Origin of the sequence: Streptomyces sp. NEAU-YJ-81, from assembly GCF_017592595.1 — a bacterium.
In the GTDB taxonomy this organism is placed as follows: domain Bacteria; phylum Actinomycetota; class Actinomycetes; order Streptomycetales; family Streptomycetaceae; genus Streptomyces; species Streptomyces hygroscopicus_B.
Genome location: NZ_JAGFNO010000002.1, coordinates 177,476 through 201,842, shown reverse-complemented (window position 1 = coordinate 201,842; position 24,367 = coordinate 177,476). Strand labels below are relative to the sequence as shown.

16 protein-coding genes are annotated in these 24,367 nt (G+C 72.4%); 5 read left to right on the top strand and 11 right to left on the bottom strand.

Going from position 1 to position 24,367, the window contains the following annotated elements; all coding sequences use genetic code 11:
- Positions 1–209 precede the first annotated feature (209 nt).
- Positions 210–1,214 carry an acyl-CoA dehydrogenase family protein gene (locus J5X86_RS06450; RefSeq protein WP_208516121.1) on the bottom strand — a complete coding sequence of 335 codons (1,005 nt, stop codon included), beginning with the start codon at positions 1,212–1,214 and terminating at the stop codon, positions 210–212.
- An 8-nt stretch (positions 1,215–1,222) separates the two neighbouring features.
- A complete protein-coding gene (locus J5X86_RS06445) occupies positions 1,223–2,386 on the bottom strand; it encodes an acyl-CoA dehydrogenase family protein (protein ID WP_208515806.1) in 1,164 nt (387 codons plus the stop codon).
- Between the two features lie 228 nt (positions 2,387–2,614).
- Between J5X86_RS06445 and J5X86_RS06440 the strand changes: the two genes are divergently transcribed.
- A complete protein-coding gene (locus J5X86_RS06440; RefSeq protein WP_208515805.1) occupies positions 2,615–4,288 on the top strand; it encodes an AMP-binding protein in 1,674 nt (557 codons plus the stop codon).
- Here the strand turns inward: J5X86_RS06440 and J5X86_RS06435 are convergent.
- Positions 4,285–7,122, bottom strand: coding sequence for a protein kinase (locus J5X86_RS06435; RefSeq protein ID WP_208515804.1), 2,838 nt, complete (start codon positions 7,120–7,122; stop codon positions 4,285–4,287). The two genes, J5X86_RS06440 and J5X86_RS06435, sit on opposite strands and share 4 nt — an antisense overlap.
- A gap of 158 nt (positions 7,123–7,280) precedes the next feature.
- The gene (locus J5X86_RS06430) at positions 7,281–9,272 is read right to left on the bottom strand and encodes a serine/threonine-protein kinase (RefSeq protein WP_208515803.1); all 1,992 of its coding nucleotides are present in this window, start codon (positions 9,270–9,272) and stop codon (positions 7,281–7,283) included.
- 200 nt (positions 9,273–9,472) lie between these two features.
- On the opposite strand from J5X86_RS06430, the gene J5X86_RS06425 reads away from it, so the two are divergent.
- Positions 9,473–10,645 carry a serine hydrolase gene (locus J5X86_RS06425; RefSeq protein WP_243979621.1) on the top strand — a complete coding sequence of 391 codons (1,173 nt, stop codon included), beginning with the start codon at positions 9,473–9,475 and terminating at the stop codon, positions 10,643–10,645.
- 34 nt (positions 10,646–10,679) lie between these two features.
- Here the strand turns inward: J5X86_RS06425 and J5X86_RS06420 are convergent, their stop codons facing one another.
- Complete coding sequence (locus J5X86_RS06420; RefSeq protein WP_208515801.1) at positions 10,680–12,386, bottom strand: glycerol-3-phosphate dehydrogenase/oxidase; 1,707 nt, start codon at positions 12,384–12,386, stop codon at positions 10,680–10,682.
- A 206-nt stretch (positions 12,387–12,592) separates the two neighbouring features.
- On the opposite strand from J5X86_RS06420, the gene J5X86_RS06415 reads away from it, so the two are divergent.
- Positions 12,593–13,867, top strand: a complete 1,275-nt coding sequence (locus tag J5X86_RS06415) for a nucleotide sugar dehydrogenase (RefSeq protein ID WP_208515800.1) — start codon at positions 12,593–12,595, stop codon at positions 13,865–13,867.
- A 21-nt stretch (positions 13,868–13,888) separates the two neighbouring features.
- Here J5X86_RS06415 and J5X86_RS06410 read toward each other — a convergent pair whose 3' ends face one another.
- Positions 13,889–16,312, bottom strand: coding sequence for a DUF6049 family protein (locus tag J5X86_RS06410; RefSeq protein ID WP_308124452.1), 2,424 nt, complete (start codon positions 16,310–16,312; stop codon positions 13,889–13,891).
- A gap of 581 nt (positions 16,313–16,893) precedes the next feature.
- The gene (locus J5X86_RS06405) at positions 16,894–18,051 is read right to left on the bottom strand and encodes a rod shape-determining protein (RefSeq protein ID WP_208515799.1); all 1,158 of its coding nucleotides are present in this window, start codon (positions 18,049–18,051) and stop codon (positions 16,894–16,896) included.
- Between the two features lie 89 nt (positions 18,052–18,140).
- On the opposite strand from J5X86_RS06405, the gene J5X86_RS06400 reads away from it, so the two are divergent.
- Together J5X86_RS06400 and J5X86_RS06395 are read left to right on the top strand one after the other, a co-directional pair.
- On the top strand, positions 18,141–18,584 hold the full coding sequence (locus J5X86_RS06400; protein WP_208515798.1) for a hypothetical protein: 444 nt from the start codon (positions 18,141–18,143) through the stop codon (positions 18,582–18,584).
- 210 nt (positions 18,585–18,794) lie between these two features.
- The gene (locus J5X86_RS06395; protein ID WP_208515797.1) at positions 18,795–19,481 is read left to right on the top strand and encodes a hypothetical protein; all 687 of its coding nucleotides are present in this window, start codon (positions 18,795–18,797) and stop codon (positions 19,479–19,481) included.
- A 127-nt stretch (positions 19,482–19,608) separates the two neighbouring features.
- Here the strand turns inward: J5X86_RS06395 and J5X86_RS06390 are convergent, their stop codons facing one another.
- The 4 genes from J5X86_RS06390 to J5X86_RS06375 all read right to left on the bottom strand — a co-directional run bounded on the left by J5X86_RS06390 (position 19,609) and on the right by J5X86_RS06375 (position 23,994).
- Positions 19,609–20,736 carry a GuaB3 family IMP dehydrogenase-related protein gene (locus J5X86_RS06390; RefSeq protein WP_208515796.1) on the bottom strand — a complete coding sequence of 376 codons (1,128 nt, stop codon included), beginning with the start codon at positions 20,734–20,736 and terminating at the stop codon, positions 19,609–19,611.
- An 84-nt stretch (positions 20,737–20,820) separates the two neighbouring features.
- A complete protein-coding gene (gene guaB / locus J5X86_RS06385; RefSeq protein WP_078642967.1) occupies positions 20,821–22,323 on the bottom strand; it encodes an IMP dehydrogenase in 1,503 nt (500 codons plus the stop codon).
- A gap of 157 nt (positions 22,324–22,480) precedes the next feature.
- Entirely contained in the window at positions 22,481–23,092 is a 612-nt protein-coding gene (locus J5X86_RS06380; RefSeq protein ID WP_243979620.1) for a sigma-70 family RNA polymerase sigma factor, read from the bottom strand.
- A 290-nt stretch (positions 23,093–23,382) separates the two neighbouring features.
- Positions 23,383–23,994, bottom strand: coding sequence for a response regulator transcription factor (locus J5X86_RS06375; RefSeq protein ID WP_003948568.1), 612 nt, complete (start codon positions 23,992–23,994; stop codon positions 23,383–23,385).
- Between the last annotated feature and the right edge of the window lie 373 nt (positions 23,995–24,367).

Sequence of the window (24,367 nt, the reverse complement as noted above, 5' to 3'; positions counted from 1 at the left end):
GGAATCGCCCCATGGGCAACGCCGGGCTTCTTGCACCCCATAAGCGCTCGCACCCCACGGAGAGTACCCGAGCCCGGGCCCGACTCCCCCCTGTGACGAGTCACGCCTAGGAAACAACCTGGTATCAACGCTCGGTCACCTCAGACACTCTGGGGATCTCCCCAGAGAATGCGACATCCCAACAATTCAGGCGTATCCATCGAGCTCGGCTACAAACATGTTTCAACGGTCGACACGAGCCCGGCCGCAAGTTCCTCCTCCGCCGCCGCCGCGCACTGCCACTGACCTGCCCGCACCCAGGCCCGCTTGAGATGCAGATGGACATCCGCCTCCCAGGTGAAGCCCATCCCGCCATGAACTTGTAGACAATCGCGGGCATTGTGGACAGCGGCCTCATCGGCGAGCAGCTTGGCGGCCGCGATGTCACCCGGGTCTTCTGTGACCGCCGCCGCATACACCACACTTCTGGATGATTCCGCGCGTACCAGCATCTGGGCGCACAGATGCTGTACGGCCTGGAAGGCGCCGATCGGCCGACCGAACTGGGTGCGCCGCTTGGCGTGGTCCACCGCGAGTTCGACCGTTCGGGAGGCGCTGCCGAGCTGTTGTGCCGCGGTCAGCAGCGCCGCCTCGCGGCGCAGCCGGGCGGCGATCCCCGAACGGCTCGGCCCCGCCTGGTCCTGCCGGGTTCGGGGCGGGGCGGTCCGGTGCAGCGGGGTGGCCGGGTCAACGGACCGTATCGGCTCCGCCGCACGCGCCACCTCCGCCGCCGGGATCAGCTCGACCGCCGTCGGCCCCAGCGCCAGCACCGCGTCGGCGGAGGCCAGATGCTCCACCGGCGCCTGCCCACCCTCCTCGTCCAGCGCCGTCACCACCGTCTCGCCCTGAACAGCTCCCGCCACCAAAGCCCCCGAAAGCCCCGCCGCCAGTTCCGTCGCGACCAGCGGCCCCGGCAGCAGCGCCCGGCCCGCCTCCTCGAAGGCCAGCACCGCCTCCGGCAGCCCCAGCCCCACCCCGCCCGCCGACTCCGGCACCCGCAGCGCGAAAAGACCCGCCGCGCCCAGCTCCCGCCACAGGGCCCGGTCCAACTCCGCACCCCGCTCCGCGTCCCCGTCCACCACCGCCCGCAGCCGGGTCCGCGGAAAGCGCCGTTCCAGCAGCTCGCGCATCCCCGCCCGCAGCGCCCGCTGGTCGTCCGTGAGCTGGAAGTCCACGGCCCCGCTCACCGTCCCTTCGGCAGGCCGAGGATCCGCTCGGCCACGATGTTCCGCTGAATCTGCGAGGTCCCCGCCGCGATCGTGTACGAGAGCGACGAGAGCCGGTCCGCGACCCACTCCTGACCGGCGTCCAGCGCGTCCGGCCCCAGCACCTCGGCGGCCGCCTCGTACAGCTCCTGCCGCACCTGTGAGAAGCGCAGTTTGAAGACCGAGCCGCCGACGCCCGGCACCCCGCCGGTGCGCTGCGCCTCGCTCACATTCCACTGGGTGAGCCGCCACAGCGCCGCGCATTCCGCCGCGAGCCGCCCCAACCGGCGCCGCAGCACCGCGTCGTCCCAGCGTCCGTTGGCCTTCGCCGTCCGGGCCAGCGCCTCCAGCACCCGCCTGCAGGCGACCACTTCACCCACGAAGGCCGTACCGCGCTCGAAGGAGAGGGTCACCATGGTCACCCGCCAGCCGTCGTTCTCCTCCCCGACCCGGTGGGTGACCGGCACCCGCACCTCGTCCAGGAACATCTCGGCGAACTCCGCCGTCCCGGCAAGGGTCCGCAGCGGCCGCACCGTCACCCCGGGCGCGTCCATCGGCATCGCAAGCCAGGTGATGCCCCGGTGCTTCGGCGTGTCGGCGTTTACCGGCACGGTGCGCACCAATAGTTCGCACCAGTCGGCGATCTCGGCGTGCGAGGTCCAGATCTTGCTTCCGCTGACGACATACGTATCGCCGTCCCGTACCGCCCGGGTGCGCAGCGACGCCAGGTCGGAGCCGGCGTCCGGTTCGGAGAACCCCTGGCACCACACCTCGTCCCCGCGCAGGATCGGCGGCAGCCAGCGGGCCCGCTGCTCGGGGGTGCCCTCGGCGGCGATGGTGGGGCCCGCGTGCAGCAGTCCGACGAAACCCGCGCCCACATAGGGCGCGCCGGCCCGCTCGGTCTCCTCCAGGAAGATCAGATGCTGGGTGGGCGTCGCGCCCTGGCCGCCCGCGCCCTTGGGCCAGTGCAGCCCGGCGTACCCCGCGTCGTGGAGCATGCGCTGCCAGCCGCAGTCGTAGGCGCGGCGGCCGGGCCAGTCGGCCGGATGCGGGCGGTCCGGCAGCATGGGCAGGGTGTCGGCGAGCCAGGCGCGCAGCCGGTGCCGGAAGTCCTCCTCGTCCTCCGTGAAGGCGAGATCCATCAGCGGCCGACCTCCCTTTCTGATGGCCCGTCAGGCAAGGCGGGCATCCGCAGGCTAGTCCGCACCCCCTGGACCGACAAGGCGCGTGGCCTTACGCTTCCAGCACTATCTGATGGTCCGTCAGTTATCGTCCGGGCCGGGTCGGGTCGGCGCGGCGCGGTTCAGCTCCCGCGCCACGAGCACGCGATCGCCTCGAACGGTTCCGGAAGCGTTCCACGGGAGGCCGGGATGACCGACGTCGCGCAAGACGCGCAAGAGCTCGGCAGCTCGGCGACGCTGTGGGAACTGCTCGAACGGCGCGCCGCGCTCACCCCCGACGCCCCCGCCCTGCTGCAGGCCGGCGCCTCCGCCCGCCATGACCGGCGGCTGACCTTCGGCGCCCTGCGCACCCGCGCCGAGCGGACCGCCGCCGGGCTGTACCGGATGGGGATAGGCCCCGGCAGCCGGGTCGCCTGGCAGCTGCCCACCCGGATCGAGACGGTCGTGCTGACCATGGCGCTCGCCCGCCTCGGCGCCGTGCAGACCCCGCTGATTCCCTACTACCGCGACCGCGAGGTGCGGTTCGCGCTCCGCGAGTCCGGGGCGCGCTTCTTCGCCGTGCCCGGCCCCTGGCGCGGCTTCGACCACACCGCGATGGCCCGGCGCCTGGCCGCCGAACTGCCCGAACCGCCACTGGTCTTCGAGGCGTACGACACCCTGCCGGTGGCCGACCCCAAGGCCCTGCGGCTGCCGCCGCCGCCCACCGACGGGCGGGACGTCCGCTGGATCTACTGGACCTCGGGCACCACCTCCGACCCCAAGGGCGTGCTGCACACCGACCGCAGCCTCATCGCCGCCGGTGCCTGCCTCGCCCACGCGCTGCGGCCCGGCCCGGCCGACGTGGGGTCCATGGCCTTCCCGTACGCCCATGTCGCCGGGCCGGACTACACCGTGATGCTGCTGCTGTACGGCTTCCCGGCCGTGCTGCTTGAGCACTTCTCCCTTCCCGAGTCGCTGCCCGCGTACCGGCGGCACGGGGTGACGGTCGCGGGCGGCAGCACCGCCTTCTACTCGATGTTCCTGGCCGAACAGCGCAAGGACCCCTCGCGCAGGCTCATCCCCACCCTGCGGCTCCTCGCGGGCGGCGGCGCGCCCAAACCGCCCGAGCTCTACTACGAGGTCGTACGGGAGCTGGGCTGCACGCTCACCCACGGCTACGGGATGACCGAAGTCCCCATGATCACCATGGGTGCGCCGGACGACACGGACGAGAACCTCGCCACCACCGAGGGCCGGCCGCCCCGGGAGATGGAGATCCGGGTGGTGGACGGACAGGTGGGGCTGCGCGGCGAGGCGGTCTGCGCCGGATATCTGGACCACGCCGAGACCCGTAAGGCGTTCGACGCGGACGGCTTCTTCCTTACCGGCGACCTCGGCCATCTCACGGAGAGCGGCCATCTGGTGCTGACCGGCCGCGCCAAGGACATCATCATCCGTAAGGGCGAGAACATCTCGGCCAAGGAGATCGAGCAGCTGCTCTACCAGCACCCGGACGTGGGTGATGTGGCGGTGATCGGCCTGCCCGACCCGGACCGGGGCGAGCTGGTCTGCGCCGTCGTGGAGCAGCCGGCGGGGGCGGGGGCGCTGACGCTCGGCCGGGCGGTGTCGTATCTGCGCACGGCGGGGCTGTCGGTGCACAAGCTGCCGGAGCGGCTCGAAGTGGTGGACGCCCTGCCCCGCAATGAGACGCTCCGTAAGGTGCTCAAGTACCGGCTGCGGGAGCGGTTCGCGGAGCACGGCGCCCCAGCGGCACGGGACGACGCCCAGGCGGCACGCGAAGAGGCCCGGGCCCGGCCCGGCGGATCGTCGTCGCGGGACGGCGCCCAGGCCCGGTCCGATCCGGCGGATTCTCCTGAGCCCTAGCCGTTGGTCGTGCTGTACGTGGCCGTGGCCTGCTCGAAGTAGCGGTTGACCGCGCTGCGCTCGTCGGACGGGCCGATGACCAGGACCACGTGGTAGCGGCCGTCGATCAGCATCGCGAGATTGCGCGCGTACACGTTCCGCCCGCTGCTGTCGCGCCAGCGGAACGAGCCCTCCGCCATCGCCGTCCGGCCGACGTCGATCCGCCGCAGCCCCGAGGACGAGGCCCAGGAGGAGCCGCGGAAGGCGGACAGTTCGGCCTCGCGGTCCTGCTGGTACGCCATCGGGTCGCCGCCGAACTCGGACATCTTGTCCCGTCCGGCCACGACCACCAGCTCGAAGTCGCCGCCGATGTAGCGGATCTGGCCGCGGCCGTTCTCGCCCCGGCGGGTCCAGTCCTCGTGGACGGCGACCTTGAAGCCCTTGGGGTCCTTGCGGACCGCGAAGCCCTTCGCCAGCCCGGCCGGGTCGGTGGACTGCGGCTCCTGGTCGCCGGGATCGGCCGGCTTTCCGGCCTCCCCCTCGTTGCCGTCGCCGTCTCCGGGGTCGTTCGGCGCCGCGCTCGGCGTACCGGCCGAACCCGTACGGCCCTGGCCGTCGTCGTCCTTGGCGCGCGGCATGAACATCATCGCGTAGACCACCGCCGCCGCCAGCGCCAGGAAGATCAGCAGCAACAGCATCCGCCCCAGCCTGCGCGGCTTGCGCTGGGCGGGCGCCGACGCCTGCCGGGTCTCCCGGGCCTCCCGAGGCTCTGTCTTCTCCCGGGGCGTCCGAGGTACCCGAGTCTCCCGGGGCGCCCGAGCCTCCCGGGCCTCCCTCTTCTCCCGCTTGTCGCGCCGGTGCCGGGCGTGCCCGGCCGCCGCGTCGGCCGCCGCCGCGGGGCGGCGGCCCCGGCCCCTGCGCACCAGCCAGCCCCGCCGGCGGACGATCGGCAGCCGCCGGGGGTCGGACGCCCCGCCCGCGCCGAGCGACGGCACCGTGACCGTACTGCTGCCGACGTCCGGCTCGGGCGCCGACCGGATCAGGGACCGCAGCCAGCCGCGCAGCTCCTCGAAGTCCGGGCGCTCGGTGGGGTCCTGGCGCATCAGCGACTCGACGACGGGGCGCAGCGGACCGCATTCCTCCGCGTACGCGGGCGCCTCCCCGCAGACCATCTGCACCAGCTCGGCGGCGCTCTCCTCCGGGTACGGGGCATGGCCCTGCACCGCGCGGAACAGCAGCGCGCCGAGCGCCCAGAGATCGGCGGCGGGGCCGACCGGGGGCGCCAGCCGCCAGTTCTCATGGACCGGTCCGGCCTGCTCGGGTGCCCACCGCTCGGTGACGGCGCCGACCACGACGATGCGGGCCTGGCGGGCCCGTTCGGCGGCGAGCGCGGTGGCGGGGCCGCCGGCGGCGGCTCCGCCGGTGTCCCAGGAGCCGCCGCTTTCGGAGGCGGCCGGCTGGGCGCTCTCCGCACGGTTTGGCTGACCGGGCCATTGGGCGCCGCCGGGCTCCGGCTCGGGCTCGGGCATGGCTGCGGGGGCGGGCTCGGGGGCCTGCGGGGAGCGGGTGGCCGCCTCGACGTTGGCCCGCGCGGCGGCTCGCGCGCCCGCCGCGTAGGCGGCGATGGCGCTGGCCCGCGCGGCCCGGGCGGCCGCGCTCGGCGCGTCGGCACCGGCGCCGCCCGGTTCGCCCTCCCTGCTTCCCGGCTGCCCCGCCCGGCGCGGCCCGGGCAGTCCGCCGGCGGCCCCCTTGTCCCGGTAGGGGGCCATGGGCCCGCCGGTCCCCGGACCGAACGTCACCTGATCCCGGTACACCGGGCCGCCGAGGCCGGGCCCCGAACTCGTCTCCGCCGCCCCGTGGTCGCCGTAAGGCGTCCGTGGCTCGGGCAGGCCCGTCTCCGTGCCGTGGCCACTGTGTTCCCGGCCCTCGGCGTCGGGCCGCGAACCGGCCTCCGCCGGTTCATGGCCGCCGTAAGGACCGCCCGGGGGCAGGAAACCTCCGGTGGCGCCCTGGTCGCGGTAGCGCGGGCCGCCGTTCAGCCGCGCCTCGCCGCCCTCTCCCGTTCGGGCCCCGGGGATGGCGGCGCGCCCTTCGTCTCCTCGCCCGGCCTGGCCCTGGGGCCGGTCCGGCTCACCGTCGGAGCCCGCCGGGCCCTGCGGCAAGGCGGCCGGGGGCTCATCCGGCCGGGGCTCCTCCACGGCGGGGTCGCCGGTCGAGGTCGAGGGCAAGGACGCGGGCGCCGGAACGGGGTCGTAGCCGCACAGCGCCTCTTCCGCCGCGCCCGCCGCCAGCCCCATGAGCATCGCGCGGCCGTCGTCGCACAACAGCACCGTACGGGCGGTGATGTTGCGGTGGACCCAGCCATGGGCGTGCAGGGCGCCCAGCGCCGTAAGGACGTCGTTGGCGACCTCGGCGGCGCGGTGCGGGGACAGCGTGCCCTCGGCGAGCAGCGCGGCCAGCGGGCGGCCGGAGACCAGTTCGCTGACGATCCACAGGCTTCCGGTCTCCGCGAAGACATGGAAGACCTGGCCGAGTCGCGGATGGTCGGGGATCTGCGCGGCGGACGTCGCCGCCGCGATGGCGCGCCGGACGGCCGGATCACCGCCGCCCCGGGCCGTACGCCCGGCACCGGCGAACGTGCCGTTCCGCCCCGCGGACCCAGCGCCGCCGCCCCACCGCGCGTCCTCGTCGACGACTTCGGCGTCGACGACCTCCGGCAGCGGTATCTGCCGCAGATGGACTTCCTGTCCGCTGTAGGTGTCGAAGGCGCGGGTCTCGATGAGTTCGTACTCATCGGCGGGGGGAAGGGGCAGGCGATAGCGGTCGGCCAGCACCCGGCCCGCGTACTCCTCCACGACGCCTCCCCAAGCGCGCGATCAACGCCGCCCTCATCAGCGATCAGCGCAGCGTGAAACCGTCAAATGTGGTCGATTTTGGGCGGGTTCCAGCGGCTGCGCACAGTCTAGGGCCTCTCACAATACGTGCCCGAACGACGCTTCGCCGACAGGAGTGTTCAGTCCGTAATCTTGAAGGTGTTAAAGGCGGTCTCGCGGAGGGTGGCGCACTCCTTGTCGTCCCACTTGCTCGCCTCGCAGGTGATCAGTATGGCGAAACCATGGCTGCCGTCCGCCTTGAAGCCGCGGTTGAGCACCCGGACCCGCTTGCCGTCCTGATCGCGCTCGAACTCCCAGTCCGCGACGGTCGGATAGCCGTGCCAGTCGATCGACTTGATGCCGAGGCCCTTGTAGCCGGCCATGGTGCGCCGGGCGTTGTCCTCGCCCTTGCGCCAGTCCGCCTCCGCGTCCGACCTCGGCGCGTTGGTGAAGTCGATCTGAATACGCGGAATGCTGGACCCGCCGTAGTACTTACGGCTTCCGGCATAGCTTCCGGAGTGGACCGACCAGCCCTCCGGCATGGCCATGCTGAACGGGAAGTCGGCGGACTTCACGGTCTGGTAGCCGTCGGGCAGGCCGCCCTTACCGCCGCCGCCCTTGCCCTTACCGCTGTCGTCGCCGCTTCCGCCACGGCCCTTGCCCGAGCTGTCGTCCGAGCTCTCGGAGGCGTCCGTGTCCGGCTGCGAACCCGACTTTCCGCCGGAGTTCCCCGCCTTCGGCGACTCGCCCTCCGACTGGCCGGCCTTGTCGGCGCCCTGGTCGTCCTTGGCGCCGCCCGAGGCCCCCGCGGAGGTGGACTTGTCGCCGCCCGAGGCGCCCTTGGCCTTGTCGCCACCGTCCCCGCCGTCGCTCAGGACGACGGCGAGCACGGTGCCCACGATGGCGAGCACCACGACCACCGCGATGATGATCAGCGTGCGCCTGGGGACCACATCGGTGATCGAGGCGCGCTGCGGTGCGGCGGGCCGGGGGGCGGGCGCGCCCGCGGGCGTCGCGGCGGCCGGCTCGGCCTTCGCCGCCGCGCCGGACTTCGCCGCTCCGGCCTTCGCGGCCCCGGAGGCCCCGGACTTCTCCGCCGGCTCCGCCGCGCTCCCGGTGTCCGCCTTCTTCGTGGCCGCCGCGGCCGCCGCGTTGCGCACGGACTTCAGCGCACCGCGCCTGCGCTCCGAGACGACCGACTTCTTGGCCTCGGCGGCGGCCTCGTCCTCCGCCGACGGGGCGGGCGGCAGGCTCATCGTGCGGGTGGCGTCGGCGGGGACCTTGGTCTCCTCGGGGGCGCTCACCGCGTGTTCCAGCAGCGCCCGCGCCCCGGCGTCGTCGAGCCGCAGGGCCGGGTCCTTGGTGAGCAGGCCGTAGATGACCTCCTCCAGCGGGCCCGCGTTCTTCGGCGGCTCCACCGGCTCGGTCATCACGGCGGTCAATGTCGCTATGGCCGTGCTCTTGTCGTACGGCGGCACACCCTCCACCGCCGCGTACAGCAGCCCGCCCAGCGACCACAGGTCGGCCGGCGGGCCGGGCTTCTGGCCGCGGGCCCGCTCCGGGGAGATGTAGGAGGGCGCGCCGACGAGCATGCCGGTCGAGGTCACCGACGGGTCGCCCTCGACCTGGGCGATGCCGAAGTCGGTGAGGACGACCCGGCCGTCGTCCGAGATCAGCACGTTGGAGGGCTTCACATCGCGGTGCAGGATGCCCGCCTGGTGGGCGGCGCGCAGCACATCGAGGACGGCGAGCCCGACCTCGGCGGCGCGCCGCGGGGTCAGCGGGCCGTCGTCGCGGACGACATCGGCGAGCGAACGCCCCTCGATGAGCTCCATGACGATCCACGGGCGGTCGTCCTCGTCGACCACGTCATAGACGGTGACGGCGCCGTTGCTGCGGATCCGGGCGATCGCCTTCGCCTCGCGCAGCGTGCGGGTGATGAGCCGTCTCTTCTCGTCCTCCTCCACGCTGGACGGGAAGCGCAGCTCCTTGACCGCGACCGTACGGCCGAGGGTCTGGTCACTCGCACGCCAGACCGTGCCCATGCCGCCCTGACCGAGGATCTCTCCGAGCCGGTACCGCCCGGCGAGGAGGCGCCCAGTCGAACCCTGCGTCTTCTCAGCCTCCGACATGCGACCCCTCTGCGAATCTACCCACCCTGAACCCACCCTGGGAGAGCGTCCATTGTCTCTCATCCGCGGACCCGGAACCGCCCGGGGTCCGGGGCGCGGCGTGGCGGCCACCGCGGTACCTGCGACCATCTGGAGGTACGCAGGAAACGGAGGTCCGTGTCATGCCCATCTCCGCCATACGATGGCACAGGCGGAGCCGTATGCCGACCGCTGTGGCGCTTACGGCCGCCCTCGGACTCGCCCTGTCCGGCTGCGGAACGGCGGCCACGGAAACGGGCCGGGACGGGGACCCGCGGGCGAATGCGGGCGCGGGCGGTGGTCATGGCGGCGCCGTGCGCACCGCCGTACGACGCTTGGCGGCGCAGGCCGACGCGCCGGGGGCGGGGGTGCTCATCCGCCGGGAGGGCGGGGGCACGCGGTTCATCGCGTCGGGGGTCGCGGACGTCCGCACCGGGCGCCGGATCCACCGGAGTGACCACTTCCGAGCGGGCAGCCTCACCAAGACCGTCATCGCGGCGTTGACCCTGCGGCTGGCCGCACAGGGGCGGCTCGGCCTGGACGACACGGTGGAGAAGCACCTTCCGGGACTGGTGCGCGGCCACGGCAACGACGGCCGGAACATCACGATTCGTCAGCTTCTGAACCACACCAGCGGGCTGTTCGACTACACCGAGGACCCGGTACTGGCGCGTCAGCTCTCCACCGCGGCCGACCGCACCCGCACCCCCGCCTCCCTGGTGCGGACGGCCCTCACCCACCGCCCGTACTTCGCCCCCGGGGCCAAATGGCGCTATGCCAACACCAACTACGTCCTGCTGGGCATGGTCGTCCGGCGGGTCACCGGCCGCTCCTACGCGGCCGAGGCCCGGCGCGAGGTGCTCGGCCCGCTGCGCCTGCACGACACCTCCTTCCCCGGCACCCGCACCGCCCTCCCGGCCCCGCACGGCCGCGCGTACACGCGGGACAGCGGGGCCCGGGACAGCGGGGCCCGGAGCGACGGCGCCCGCCGCGATGTCACCGACCTCAACCCCTCCTTCGCGGGGGCCGCGGGGGAACTGGTCTCCACGCTCGACGATCTGAGCCGCCTCCTGTCCGGGCTGCTGCGCGGCACGGTCGTGCCCCGGGCCGAGCTGCGGCAGATGCGGAACACCTCCGCCTCCGACGGCCAGTACGGCATGGGTCTTTTCCCGGTACGGCTGCCGTGCGGGGTGACGCTGTGGGGCCACAACGGCGAGATCAACGGCTCCTACGCACTGGCCGTGGCCACCTCCGACGGCCGCCACACCCTCGCCTACCGGCTCAACAGCACGGCCCGTTCCGGGCTGACCGCCGAAACGTCTCTCCTCGAGGCCGAGTTCTGCCCTCGCCGGTAAGACACCGACCTCCCACAGCGAGATCACGCACCTCCTACAGCGGAATGATGTCCGGCGCGCCCAGCCTCGCCGCGTCCGCCGTCAGATCGTCCGGCTGCCGCTGGGACTCGCGCTCGGCCTCCACCCGCTTCTCGTAGTGCTGGACCTCCCGGTCGGTCTGGTCCTCGCCCCAGCCCAGCACGGGCGCCATCAGCTCGGCCGCCTCGCGGGCGCAGCGCGTACCGCGGTCGAAGGTCTCGATCGAGATGCGGGTGCGGCGGGTGAGGACGTCGTCCAGATGGCGGGCCCCCTCGTGCGAGACGCCGTAGACGATCTCGGCGCGCAGATAGTCCTCCGCCCCGGCGAGCGGCTTCCCCAGCGACGGGTCGGCCGCGATCAGGTCCAGCACCTCCTGCGCCGCCGAGCCGTAGCGGTTGAGCAGATGCTCGATCCGCGCCACATGCAGCCCGACCTGCCGGCCGATCCGCTCCCGGGCGTTCCACAGCGCCTTGTAGCCGACGGCGCCGACCAGCGGGATCTCCTCGGTGACGCAGGGCCCGACCCGGCGGTCGAGGCCGTGCACCGCCTCGTCCACGGCGTCCTTGGCCATCACCCGGTACGTGGTGTATTTGCCGCCCGCGACCACCACCAGGCCCGGCACCGGATGGGCCACCGTGTGCTCGCGCGAGAGCTTGCTGGTGGCGTCCGACTCCCCGGCCAGCAGCGGGCGCAGCCCGGCGTAGACGCCCTCCACGTCGTCGCGGGTCAGCGGCACCGCGAGGACCTCGTTGACATGCTCCAGCAGATAGTCGATATCGGCGCTGGAGGCGGCCGGATGGGCCTTGTCCAGGTCCCAGTCGGTGTCCGTGGTGCCGACGATCCAGTGCCTGCCCCAGGGGATCACGAACAGCACGCTCTTCTCGGTGCGCAGGATCAGCCCGGTCGTGGAGTGGATGCGGTCCTTGGGGACGACCAGGTGGATGCCCTTGGAAGCCCGGACATGGAACTGGCCGCGCTCCCCGATCAGCGCCTGCGTCTCGTCCGTCCACACCCCCGTGGCGTTGACCACCTGCCGGGCGCGGACCTCGAACTCACCCCCCTGCTCCAGGTCGTGCACCCGGGCGCCGACCACGCGCTCGCCCTCCCGCAGGAAGCCGACCACCCGCGCGCGGTTGGCCACCTGCGCGCCGTATTTCGCCGCGGTGCGCACGAGCGTGGCGACATAGCGCGCGTCGTCCATCTGGGCGTCGTAGTACTGCAGCGCCCCGACCAGCGCGTCCTTCTTGAGGCAGGGTGCGACCTGCAGCGCCCGCCGACGGGACAGATGGCGGTGGGCGGGCAGCCCGCGGCCGTGCCCGGAGGAGATCGACATGGCGTCGTAGAGCGCGACGCCCGATCCCGCGTAGAGCCGCTCCCAGGCCCGGTGTTGCAGCGGATACAGGAACGGCACCGGTTTGACCAGGTGCGGTGCGATCCGCTCCAGCAGCAGCCCGCGCTCCTTCAGCGCCTCGCGCACCAGTGCGAAGTCGAGCATCTCCAGATAGCGCAGTCCGCCGTGGATCAGCTTGCTGGACCTGCTGGAGGTCCCGCAGGCCCAGTCCCGTGACTCGACCAGAGCGGTCTCCAGGCCGCGCGTGGCGGCGTCCAGCGCGGTGCCCGCGCCGACCACCCCGCCGCCCACGACCAGCACATCGAGCTCACGGTCCGCCATCCGAGCCAGCGCCTCGCCGCGCTCGGCCGGTCCCAGTGCCGGTGTCTTCACCGCTGCCTCCCGTTGCGATCGACGTCCCGCCGCCCTGCCGATTTTCCTGGCTTTCGCTCCTCCGTGCCATGCCGCTGCCGCGCCCACCGCCGCGACACCGCGTCAACACCTCCCATCAATACTGAATACGAGTCATATTTCCGCTTAGTCTGTCTGTGGGGGGTTTGCGCCATCCGACATCGTCCCGGGAAGGACGACACGACGTCATGCCCGCAGATCTCGCCGTCATCGGACTCGGTCATCTCGGTATTCCTCTCGCCCAGGCCGCCACCGCCGCCGGCGTCCGTACCGTCGGCTACGACCCCGATCCGCGCCTCGCCGCCGACCTCCGGTCCGGACGGCTGCCCTCCGGCTCGGGCGGCGAGGGCCGGCTGTCCGCCGCCGAACTGCGCCGGATGGCCGCCCAGGGCTTCCGGATCACCGCCGACCCCGCCGAGCTCGGCCGCGTCCGCACCGCCGTGATCTGCGCACCGACCCCGCTCGGGGACGACCGCAGACTGGATCTGTCGGCGGTCGGCGAGGCGGCCCGTACGCTCGCGGCGCGGCTGCGTCCGCACACCACCGTTCTGCTGGAATCGACCGTGTACCCCGGCACCACCGAGGAATTCCTCCGTCCGCTTCTCGAGGAGGGATCCGGGCTGCGAGCCGGGCGCGACTTCCACCTCGCCTACTCCCCCTGCCGCCACGACCCGGGCAACCGCGCCCACGGCCCCGCCAACACCCCCAAGGTCATCGGCGGCCTCACCCCCGCCTGCACCGAGGCGGCCGCCGCCTTCTACGGCCGCTTCACCGAAAAGATCGTCCGGGCCCGCGGCACCCGCGAGGCCGAGACCGTCAAGGTCCTGGAGACCAATTACCGGCACGTCAACATCGCCCTGGTCAACGAGATGGCGGTGTACTGCCATGACCTCGGCGTCGATGTGTGGGACGTGGTCCGCTGCGCCGAGACCAAGCCGTTCGGCTTCCAGTCCTTCCGCCCGGGCCCCGGCGTCGGCGGCCACGGCGTGCCGGTCGACCACGGCCATATGGCCGACCAGCAGCGCGGCCTCGGCCTCCCGCTGCGCATGGTGGAACTCGCGCAGCAGGTCAACGGGCGGATGCCGGGCTATGTCACCCGCCGCTGCACGGCCCTGCTCAACGAGTACGGGAAGTCGGCGCGCGGCGCGCACGTCCTGCTGCTGGGCGTCGGCTACAAGGCCGACGTCGCCGACGCCGAGGGCTCGCCCGCCCGGGAGATCGCCTCCCGGCTGATCGAGCTGGGCGCCCGGCTCAGCTACCACGACCCGTACGTCGCGCGATGGCGGGTGCTGGGGCGCGAGGTGGAGCGCGCCGACTCGGTGTACGAGGCGGCGGCCGACGCCGACCTGACCGTCCTGCTACAGCCCCACCGCACCTACGACCTGCAGGGACTCGCGGTGAAGGCCCAGCTACTGCTGGACACGCGAGGGGCGGGACCGGCGGGGACGGCGCACCGGCTCTGACCAGCCCTGACCCTCGCTTCGTCAACGCCGCCGCATACGCCGCGGCCGGAACGCGGCCGCCAGCACGATCAGCGCCGTCCCGCCCAGTACGAAGATCACCGCGCCCGACGGCACCGACCGCACATCCGCCGTGAACGTCATCGGCGCACCCCAGGGCAGTCCGTCGGCGGTGGTGTAGAGCTGGGCGGTCAGCCGTACCGGGCCGTTCGCGTACGCCTTCACCCGGATCCGCACCGTACGGCTCACCGCCCGTGACGCCCGGACCGGCATCGCGCGGTCCCGGGCGTTCAGCCGCTCGGGACGGCTGGAGAGGACCCGCAGTTCCACTCCGGTGAGGTCCTGCTGCAGCCCGTTGTCGACGGTGACCGGGATGGTCGCCGAGCCCCCGGCCACCACCACCATGGACTTCGGCACCAGCCGCACCGACGCGATCGAGGCGGTCAGATAGCGGGACACCCCCCGCTGGTACGAGGCCGCGCCCGACGGGTCGGCGCGCCAGGCGGTCGCGACGGAGCGGGCCAGCGCGGCCCGGACGGACGCGGCGGTGGCCCGCGCGTCCGACAGCACCTTGGCAAGGGCGCGCATCCGCCGCCGGTCCCGGACCACCGCCGCGAGCCGGGCGGGCGGCAGCTCGGAGGCGTGCCGGGCGAGCGGATAGCCGTCGAAGCCCCGCAACCGCCCCGCCGTGGGCTTGCGCAGCGCGGCCGCGAATCCGGCCGGTTCCAGCCACCCCGCCTTCCGGCCCTCGGCCACCACCGTGAGCAGCACCCGGGCGACCGCGAGCGGCATCCGGCGCGGGGGCACCATCACCAGCTCGCGCCGGGCGTACGGCAGCTCCCGCGCGGCCGTCAGCGTCTCGGCCAGCAACCGCTGCCGCAGCAGCAGCCGGGCAGGCTCGCCGGAGGCGCCCGCGGCCGGATGGCTCGCGAAGAGCTGGGCGGCGATCGCCGCGTCGTAGCGCAGCGCGGTCGTCCCGCCCTCGAGCGAGACGGCGCCGTCGTCGGTGGCCCCTTCGGAGACCAGCTCGCCCTCGGAGGCCACCCCGGCGCCGGAGGCGAGCACCGTGTCCAGGCCGAGCTCCTTGGCGTACCGGGCGATCCCGTCGTCCAGCTCACCGCCCGCGGGCCAGCCCACACCGGTGCGCGCGTGAACGCCCAGCGCCCGGTCCACCACGCTGCGGCCGGTGCGGGAGGCCCGGCGCAGCAGACTCGCGAGCGGGGCGCCGCCGCCGCGGGCGAGCGAGGCCAGATCCGGGTCCGCGTACGGCAGCGCGATCACCTCCCGGCCCCGCACCGCCCTGCGGAGCGCGGCCAGCCAGTCCGCCGCCGCCTCGCCGCCCTCACCCTCGGTGGCCTCCTGCGGATCGCTGTCGCCGGGCGTACGGGCCACCCGGTACCCGGCCGCCATGGCCCGCGCCTGGACGATCAGATCCGGATCGAGGACCCAGGTGACCGGCTGCCCCTTGCCCATCTCGACCAGCCGCCGCAACCGGCCGCCCGGCCCGAAGGCGGCGGTCAGCTCGTCATCGCGGAAGACCGGCAGCACGCTGTCCTGGGTGCGCAGGGTCAGCGCCTCCATTCGCGGGGTGTCGAGGACCGGCCACAGCACGGTGGTGCGCAGCGGCTCCAGCCGCATGGCGTCGGGGTACGCGGACAGATGGGTGCGGGTCAGCCCGAGCACCGTCCCGGCGGCGGCGCCGCCCTCGCGGACGACATCTACGGTGAGCGCGTACGACCCGGCGTCGTCCAGCTCCAGGTCGGGGACGGGCACGGTGAGCCGGAAGCCGCGCTCGGCGCCGGTCGGCAGCGCGGCGAGGCGGGCCGTGCGGCCGGGCACTTCGGGGCCGTCGGCCCGGGTCAGCGGCGCGCGGCGGGCCACGGCGGAGAGCCCGCCGCGGGTGTCGATCGCGCCGGACGCACCGATCCGCACCCCGATATGCGCGGGCCCGAGACGCCGCCCGGAGGTATTGGTGACCCGCCCGGTGATCCTCAGGTCGCCACCCTGGCGGATCACCGCGGGGGTCAGGGAGGCCAGTTCGACGGACACGGGGTACGACCGCGAGGGGCTCTGCGCCGGGGTGGAGCCGTACGACGGCGAGCGGCTCTGAGCGGTGGTGACGCCGTACGAACGCGACGGGCTCTGAGCCGCGGTGACGCCGTACGAACACGACGGACCCTGCCCCGCGGTGACGCCGTACGAACACGACGGACCCTGCGCCGCGGTGGTGCCGTACGCCCGCCACGGGCCCTGAGCTGTCGTGGCGCCGTACGTCTCGCGGCCGGGCGCCGGGCCCACGGCCTCGGCGGGCCCGGTGGGCGTCACCGGTACGGAAGTGATCGCGACCAGGATCGTGGTGACGGTCGCGACGACCGCCCGCCCGTACGTCCCGCCGCACCCCACGACCACCACCTCGACGCCCGCGTCTGTCGTCCGCCCGCGCCGCACGGGACCGACGCGGTGTCACCAGCCCACCACGCCGAGGACGATGCCGCACGCTCAAGACCCCCACCCCGGGGAGGGCCTGGGGAGGCCCCGGCCCCGGGAGACCCTGCGGGGCCCGCTCGGGGCGTCACTCCGGCACGGCGCGGCCCGAGGCGTCACTCCGGCACAGCGCAGCCCGAGGCGTCCCGCCCGCACAGCGCGATCCCGGGGCTGTGGCCCCGAGGCATCCCCCCAGCACGGCGTAGCCCGAGGCTGTAGCCCCGAGGCATCATGCCCGCACAGCGCGGCCCGAGACGTCCCGCCCGCACAGCGCGGCCCGAGACGTCCCGCCCGCACAGCGCGGCCCGAGACGTCACACCCGCACGAGGTGGCCCCGGGGCATCGCACCCGTACGGTGCGATCCCGAGACTGCGGCCGCGAGACGTCCCGCCCGCACAGTGCGATCCCAAGGCTGTGGCCCCGAGGCATCACGCCCGCACGACGCGGCCCCGGGGCGTCAGCCGCACCCTGTCCGGCACGCGGAGGGTCACACCCGCAGGGCGCGGCCCCGAACCCTCACACCCCCACGGCCCGCCCCCGAAGCATCACACCCGCACCGTGTCCGGCCGACGAGGCCGTGCGTCCATCGCGGTGCGCAGTGAGGCGAAGTCCTCCACACAGCGGCCGGTGCCGATGGCGACACAGTCCAGCGGGTCGTCGGCCACCAGCACCGGGATGTTCAGCTCGCGCCCCAGCCGTACGTCGAGACCGCGCAGCAGGGCACCGCCGCCGGTCAGCACGATGCCGCGGTCCATGATGTCGCCCGCCAGCTCGGGCGGGGTTTCGTCGAGCGTGGACCGGACCGCCGCGACGATGCTGTCCACCGGCTCGGCGAGGGCGTGCCGTACCTCGTCCGCGGTCAGTTCGAGCACCTTGGGCAGCCCGGTCGCCTGGTCGCGGCCGCGGATGGTGCAGCGGTCCGGCGGCAGCAGCGCCTGGGTGTCCTCGGGGTCCTCGCTTTGGCCCGGGATGAACACCTCGACATTCCGCTCGGGCCGCCGGACGGCCTCCGACACCCGGGGCACGGACAGCGACCCGGCGGGCGAGGCGGATCCGATGGAGACCTTGATCTCCTCGGCGGTCCGCTCACCGATCGCCAGCGCGTACTGCTTCTTCACATAGGAGGTGATCGCCACGTCCATGGAGTCGCCCGCGGTACGCACCGACCGGGCGGTGACGATGCCGCCCAGCGAGACCACGGCGACCTCCGTCGTACCGCCGCCGATGTCGACGACCATGCAGCCGGTCGGCTCGCTCACCGGCAGCCCCGCCCCGATCGCCGCCGCGATGGGCTCCTCGACCAGATGCACCTGACGGGCCCCGGCCTGGGTGGCCGCCTCCATCACCGCGCGCCGCTCAACGCCCGTGATCCCGGAGGGCACGCAGACGACCACACGGGGACGGGCGAGCCGGCGGCTGCCCATCACCTTCTTGATGAAGTACCGCAGCATGCGCTCGGCGATCTCGAAATCGGCGATCACGCCATCGCGCAGCGGTCGCACGGCGACGATGTTCGTCGGCGTCCGCCCCATGGTCTCCTTGGCCGCCGAGCCCACCGACAGCACACTGCCGTCGGCTGTGTTCACTGCCACAACCGACGGCTCATTGAGCACGATGCCCCTGCCCCGTACGTACACCAGTGTGTTGGCGGTGCCGAGGTCGATACCCATGTCACGCCCATTGAACGACTTGTTCTGCGCCATAAGTTGACATTATTGCTTATGCCGGATTCTGTCCCGGCACTGATGTCATTCGCACCACCGTACGGCTAGGCCACTGCTACCTTGCGGTCATGATCGCGTCCGGACCCTCCGCAGCTCAGGCCCCACGACCGGCCCGTGGTCTCGCGGCGGGCATCGCGGCGGCGCTGCTCGGGGCGCTGGTCTTCGGCTTCATCCAGGGGAAAATCGGTCACCGCGGCCAGGAGGTCGGCTACTGGGCGCTGTGCATCGGGCTGTTGACCGGCGCCGCGCTGGGCAAGCTGGGCGGCCGCGCGCCGCTGCTGGCACTCATCGGCATACCGCTCGCGGTGGTCGGCGTCTCGCTGGCGCAACTGCTCGGCGTCGCGGTGCTGATGGGGGACGAGAGCTCCTGGCCCACCACGGACACCCTGATCGGGCACTTCGGCCTGGTCATGGACCACTGGCGGGATGACATCCTGGGGCGCAACGACATCACCTTCTACGCCGTGGCCGGCGCGGAGAGTTACCTCGTCGCGAAGCGGATCACCGAGTAGCGGCCGACGAAATCCGCATAAGCCGGGCCAGCGTGTCTCCGTCCGGTCCCAGCCATGTCACGGACGTCAGACACGACTTGTCTGGTTGTCATGCCTGCCTGTTACTTTTATGGCTCGATAGTTTCCATCCGCGTTCCCAGCCCGCAGCCGCTCATCAGCTCAGCTGTCCCCGGAACGCGGTCTCAACACCTTCATCCCCGGGGGAATTCCATGAGCCAGAACTGGCAGCAGCCACAGCAGCCGGGTGGCTACCCACAGCAGCCCGGCGGTTACCCGCAGCAGCCCGGCCCGCCCCAGCAGGCCGGTGGCTACGGCACCCCGCAGCCGGGCTACGGCTACCCGCAGGGGCAGCCCCAGCAGCCACAGCAGCCCCAGCCGCAGTACGGCGGCGGCTTCCCGCCGCCCGCGCCGCCGGTCGGCCGTCCGGGCAACCCCATGCTGGCGGTGGGTGCCGCCATCGTGGCCACTCTCGTCGGCGCGTTCCTCTACGCGTTCCTGCTGAGCGCGATGGCGGACACGGACAAGACCCCGCCGGAGGTCACGCAGTTCGCCTACGCCGGTGTGGTCGTCGGTGCGCTCATCGGTCTGGCGATCGCCAAGCTGGGCGGTCGCAACACGGGGCTGTGGGTGGTCGGCGCGGTGCTGGCCCTGGCCGCGGTGTTCCTCGGTGAGCTCTACGGCTACGCGATGATCCTGCACGATGTGATGAGCAACTACGCCGACAAGATCGGCGGCGGCGCCAGCAGCCAGGTGCTCTCCTCGAACGAGATCTTCTTCGACCACTTCAGCGACCTGTGGAAGTCGTGGAAGGAAGACTCGGACGCGCTGACCTACATCTTCATGGCGCTCGCGCCGGTCGCCGCGGTCAGCACCGCCTACCGGATCAGCAACCGCTGACCCACGCGCGACGCGCACAGCGACACAAGAGAGACAAAGGACGGCCCCGACCGCGATGCGGTCGGGGCCGTCCCCTTGCTGAAGAACCTGAAGAACGTCCAGCCGTGCGGAACGCTCAGAAGCAGGCTCAGCTCTTGTCGCGGGCCGACGGGGTGACCGTGACCTCGACCCGCTGGAACTCCTTCAACTCCGAGTAGCCGGTCGTGGCCATGGCCCGGCGCAGCGCCCCGAAGAAGTTCATCGAACCGTCGGGGATGGAGGAGGGGCCGAGGAGGATCTCCTCGGTGGAGCCCACCGTGCCCAGGTTCATCCGCTTGCCGCGCGGCACCTCGTCGTGCACGGCCTCCATGCCCCAGTGGTGACCGCGGCCCGGTGCGTCCGTGGCCCGCGCCAGCGGGGAGCCCATCATCACCGCGTCCGCGCCGCAGGCGACGGCCTTGGGCAGATCGCCGCTCCAGCCGACGCCGCCATCGGCGATCACATGCACATAGCGGCCGCCGGACTCGTCCATGTAGTCCCGGCGGGCGGCGGCGACATCGGCGACCGCCGTCGCCATCGGCACCTGGATGCCCAGCACATTGCGGGTGGTGTGCGCGGCGCCGCCGCCGAAGCCCACCAGCACACCGGCGGCGCCGGTGCGCATCAGATGCAGCGCGGCCGTGTAGGTGGCGCAGCCGCCCACGATGACCGGGACGTCCAGCTCATAGATGAACTGCTTGAGGTTGAGCGGCTCGGCGGCGCCGGAGACATGCTCCGCGGAGACCGTGGTCCCGCGGATCACGAAGATGTCGACGCCCGCGTCCACCACGGCCTTGGAGAACTGCGCCGTGCGCTGCGGGGACAGGGCGGCGGCGGTCACCACGCCCGCGTCCCGCACCTCCTTCAGGCGCTGGCCGATCAGCTCTTCCTTGATCGGCTCGGCGTAGATCTCCTGCATCCGGGTGGTCGCGGTGCCCTCGTCCAGCTCGGCGATCTCCGCCAGCAGCGGCTCCGGGTCCTCGTAACGGGTCCAGAGCCCTTCCAGGTTCAGCACCCCGAGGCCGCCGAGCTCACCGATGCGGATCGCGGTGCGGGGCGAGACCACCGAGTCCATCGGCGCGGCCAGGAACGGCAGCTCGAAGCGGTAGGCGTCGATCTGCCAGGCGATCGAGACCTCCTTGGGGTCCCGGGTGCGACGACTCGGCACAACGGCGATGTCATCGAACGCGTACGCCCTGCGGCCGCGCTTGCCGCGCCCGATCTCGATCTCAGTCACGTGGGTGCCTTTCCCTGTTCACGAACAGCCGTCCCAGTATCCCTGCCCGGACCTGCGCAGGGTCGCCCGGGTGAACGGCGCGGGTCAACGGCCGGAGTAGTTCGGCGCCTCGGTGGTCATCTGGATGTCGTGCGGGTGGCTCTCCTTGAGGCCCGCCGAGGTGATCCGCACGAAGCGGCCCTTCTCCTTCAGCTCCGCCACATTGGCCGAGCCGACATAGCCCATCGACGCCCGCAGACCGCCCACCAGCTGGTGCGCGACCGAGGCCAGCGGACCGCGGTAGGGCACCTGGCCCTCGATGCCCTCGGGGACCAGCTTGTCCTCGGAGAGCACGTTGTCCTGGAAGTAGCGGTCCTTGGAGAACGAGCGGGCCTGGCCGCGCGTCTGCATCGCACCCAGCGAACCCATGCCCCGGTAGGACTTGAACTGCTTGCCGCTGATGAAGACCATCTCGCCCGGCGACTCCTCGCAGCCGGCCAGCAGGCTGCCGAGCATCACCGTGTCGGCACCGGCGGCGATCGCCTTGGCGATATCGCCCGAGTACTGCAGACCGCCGTCGCCGATCAGCGGCACCCCGGCCGCGTGGCAGGCCCGCGCGGCCTCATAGATCGCCGTCACCTGCGGCACACCGATGCCCGCGACCACGCGCGTGGTGCAGATGGAGCCCGGGCCGACGCCGACCTTCACTCCGTCCACCCCCGCATCGATCAGCGCCTGGGCGCCGTCCCGGGTGGCGACATTGCCGCCCACCACATCGACCGAGACATTCGACTTGACCTTGGCGATCATGTCGAGGATGCCCCGGCTGTGGCCGTGTGCGCTGTCCACGACCAGGAAGTCGGCGCCGGCCTCGACCAGCGCCTGCGCCCGCTCGTACGCCTCGTCGCCGACGCCGACGGCGGCGCCCACGACCAGCCGGCCGCCCGCGTCCTTCGCCGCGTGGGGATACTTCTCGGCCTTCACGAAGTCCTTGACCGTGATCAGGCCCTTGAGTAGGCCCGCGTCATCGACCAGCGGCAGCTTCTCGATCTTGTGGCGGCGCAGCAGCTGCATCGCGTCCTCGCCGGAGATCCCCACCTTGCCGGTGACCAGCGGCATCGGGGTCATGACCTCGCGGACCTGGCGGCCCCGGTCGACCTCGAAGGCCATGTCACGGTTGGTGACGATGCCGAGCAGCTTGCCCACCGCGTCCGTGACCGGCACACCGCTGATGCGGAACTTCGCGCACAGCGCGTCCGCCTCGTGCAGCGTGGCGTCCGGCCGGACCGTGATCGGGTCGGTGACCATGCCGGATTCGGAGCGCTTGACGAGGTCGACCTGGTTGGCCTGGTCCTCGATGGACAGATTGCGGTGGAGCACGCCCACCCCGCCCTGCCGGGCCATGGCGATGGCCATCCGGGACTCGGTGACCTTGTCCATGGCGGCGGACAGCAGGGGCACATTCACCCGGACATTCCGAGAGACCCTGGACGAGGTGTCGACCGCGTTCGGCAGCACCTCGGAGGCGCCCGGCAGCAGCAGCACGTCGTCGTACGTCAGCCCGAGCATGGCGAACTTCTCAGGCACTCCGTCGACGTTGTCAGTCATGACACCCTTCCAAATGGTCTTGCCCCAGCGCGGACTCCCATGCTAACGGGCTCCCCGAGTGCCTCATTCCGCCCTGTGGATAACTTCTCAGTGAGCTGCTAAATACGGAAGGCACAACGAGGTAACGAGCGCGACCGCGGACCGGCAGGCCCTCGGCTCACTGCTCGGCGAGCGCGCGCAGCCTGCTCAGGGCCCGGTGCTGGGCGACCCGCACCGCTCCGGGGGACATGCCGAGCATCTGCCCGGTCTCCTCCGCCGTCAGCCCGACCGCGACCCTCAGCAGCACCAGCTCGCGCTGGTTCTCCGGAAGGTTGGCCAGGAGCTTCTTGGCCCATTCCGCGTCGCTGCTGAGCAGCGCCCGCTCCTCGGGCCCCAGCGAATCGTCCGGCTGCTCCGGCATCTCGTCCGAGGGGACGGCCGTGGAGCCCGGGTGGCGCATGGCGGCCCGCTGCAGATCGGCGACCTTGTGGGAGGCGATGGCCACGACGAACGCCTCGAAGGGCTTTCCGGTGTCGCGGTAGCGCGGCAGCGCGCACAGCACCGCGAGACAGACCTCCTGCGCGAGGTCGTCCACGAAGTGGCGGGCATCACCCGGAAGTCGGGACAGCCTCGTGCGGCAATACCGCAGGGCCAGCGGATGGACCAGGGCCAGCAGGTCATGAGTGGCCTGCTCGTCCCCTTCGACGGCGCGCCCGACGAGGGCGCCGATCGGCCCCGTGCCCCCGGGAGCGCCCTTGGCGGCTCCTGGGTTCTCGTCGTCGCGCGGCATCCATCCATGGTGCCTCGGGCCCGGTGGCTCCGTGGCACCGCGTCCGTAGTTGTGCGCTGAAGCGTTATGAGCAGGTGCGCCGGCTGTCGTCACGTCCTGCGCTCTCCCCTCACGCCCGACCGACTCGTCCCCGAGGAACTCCACACCTTCAAGGATGCGGCATAGCGCGGGGAACTGGTACAGGCCACCGCGACAGGGCCCGCCGCGCACGCTCTCGCCCCGCCCGCCACCCGGCGGGCGGGGACCATAGCGCCCCCGCTGCGCAGCACGTCAGAACGGTCGTGGCCGAGTCAGCGGACCAGACCCCAGCGGAACCCGAGGGCCACCGCATGGGCCCGGTCGGACGCGCCGAGCTTCTTGAACAGCCGGCGTGCGTGCGTCTTGACCGTGTCCTCGGACAGGAACAGCTCACGGCCGATCTCCGCATTGGAGCGGCCGTGGCTCATGCCCTCGAGCACCTGGATCTCCCGCGCGGTGAGGGTGGGCGCGGCGCCCATCTCGGCCGAGCGCAGCCGGCGCGGGGCCAGCCGCCAGGTGGGGTCGGCGAGCGCCTGTGTCACGGTGGCACGCAGCTCGGCGCGCGAGGCGTCCTTGTGCAGATAGCCACGGGCGCCGGCGGCCACGGCCAGCGCGACGCCGTCGAGGTCCTCGGCGACCGTGAGCATGATGATCCGGGCGCCCGGGTCGGCGGAGAGCAGCCGCCGCACGGTCTCGACTCCGCCGAGACCGGGCATCCGTACGTCCATCAGAATCAGATCCGAGCGGTCGGCGCCCCAGCGGCGGAGGACTTCCTCGCCGTTGGCTGCCGTCGTCACACGCTCGACGCCGGGCACGGTCGCCACCGCACGGCGCAGCGCCTCTCGGGCAAGCGGGGAGTCGTCGCAGACGAGGACGGATGTCATGGCCGTCCTCCGCAGCTGATGCGCGTCACCTTGAGCCTCCAGGCTGGTACATATCGTCACCTGAGCGATTGACAGCCCCGGATATCTGTCCGAGAGCTTTACCCATCAACCGCCTCCGCACTCTCAACGACGGTCACCCGAAAGAGTTACGGGGTTCGGCGGCCACCTTCGACACTCTACGTGAGGGCGCGGACACGGAGCAGCTTCGTCGCACAGGTCGCGCCCTTCGCGTCTCCCCCATAGGGCAGCCCCCGAGGCAGTCCCTTCGGTGGCATTTGGCGACCTTGCTTCCAATTTGGTGGTCTGTGTGGCTAGATTCGCAATGAGTCATATTTACATCTACTTACACCGTAGGTGTACGACCCGGGACGCA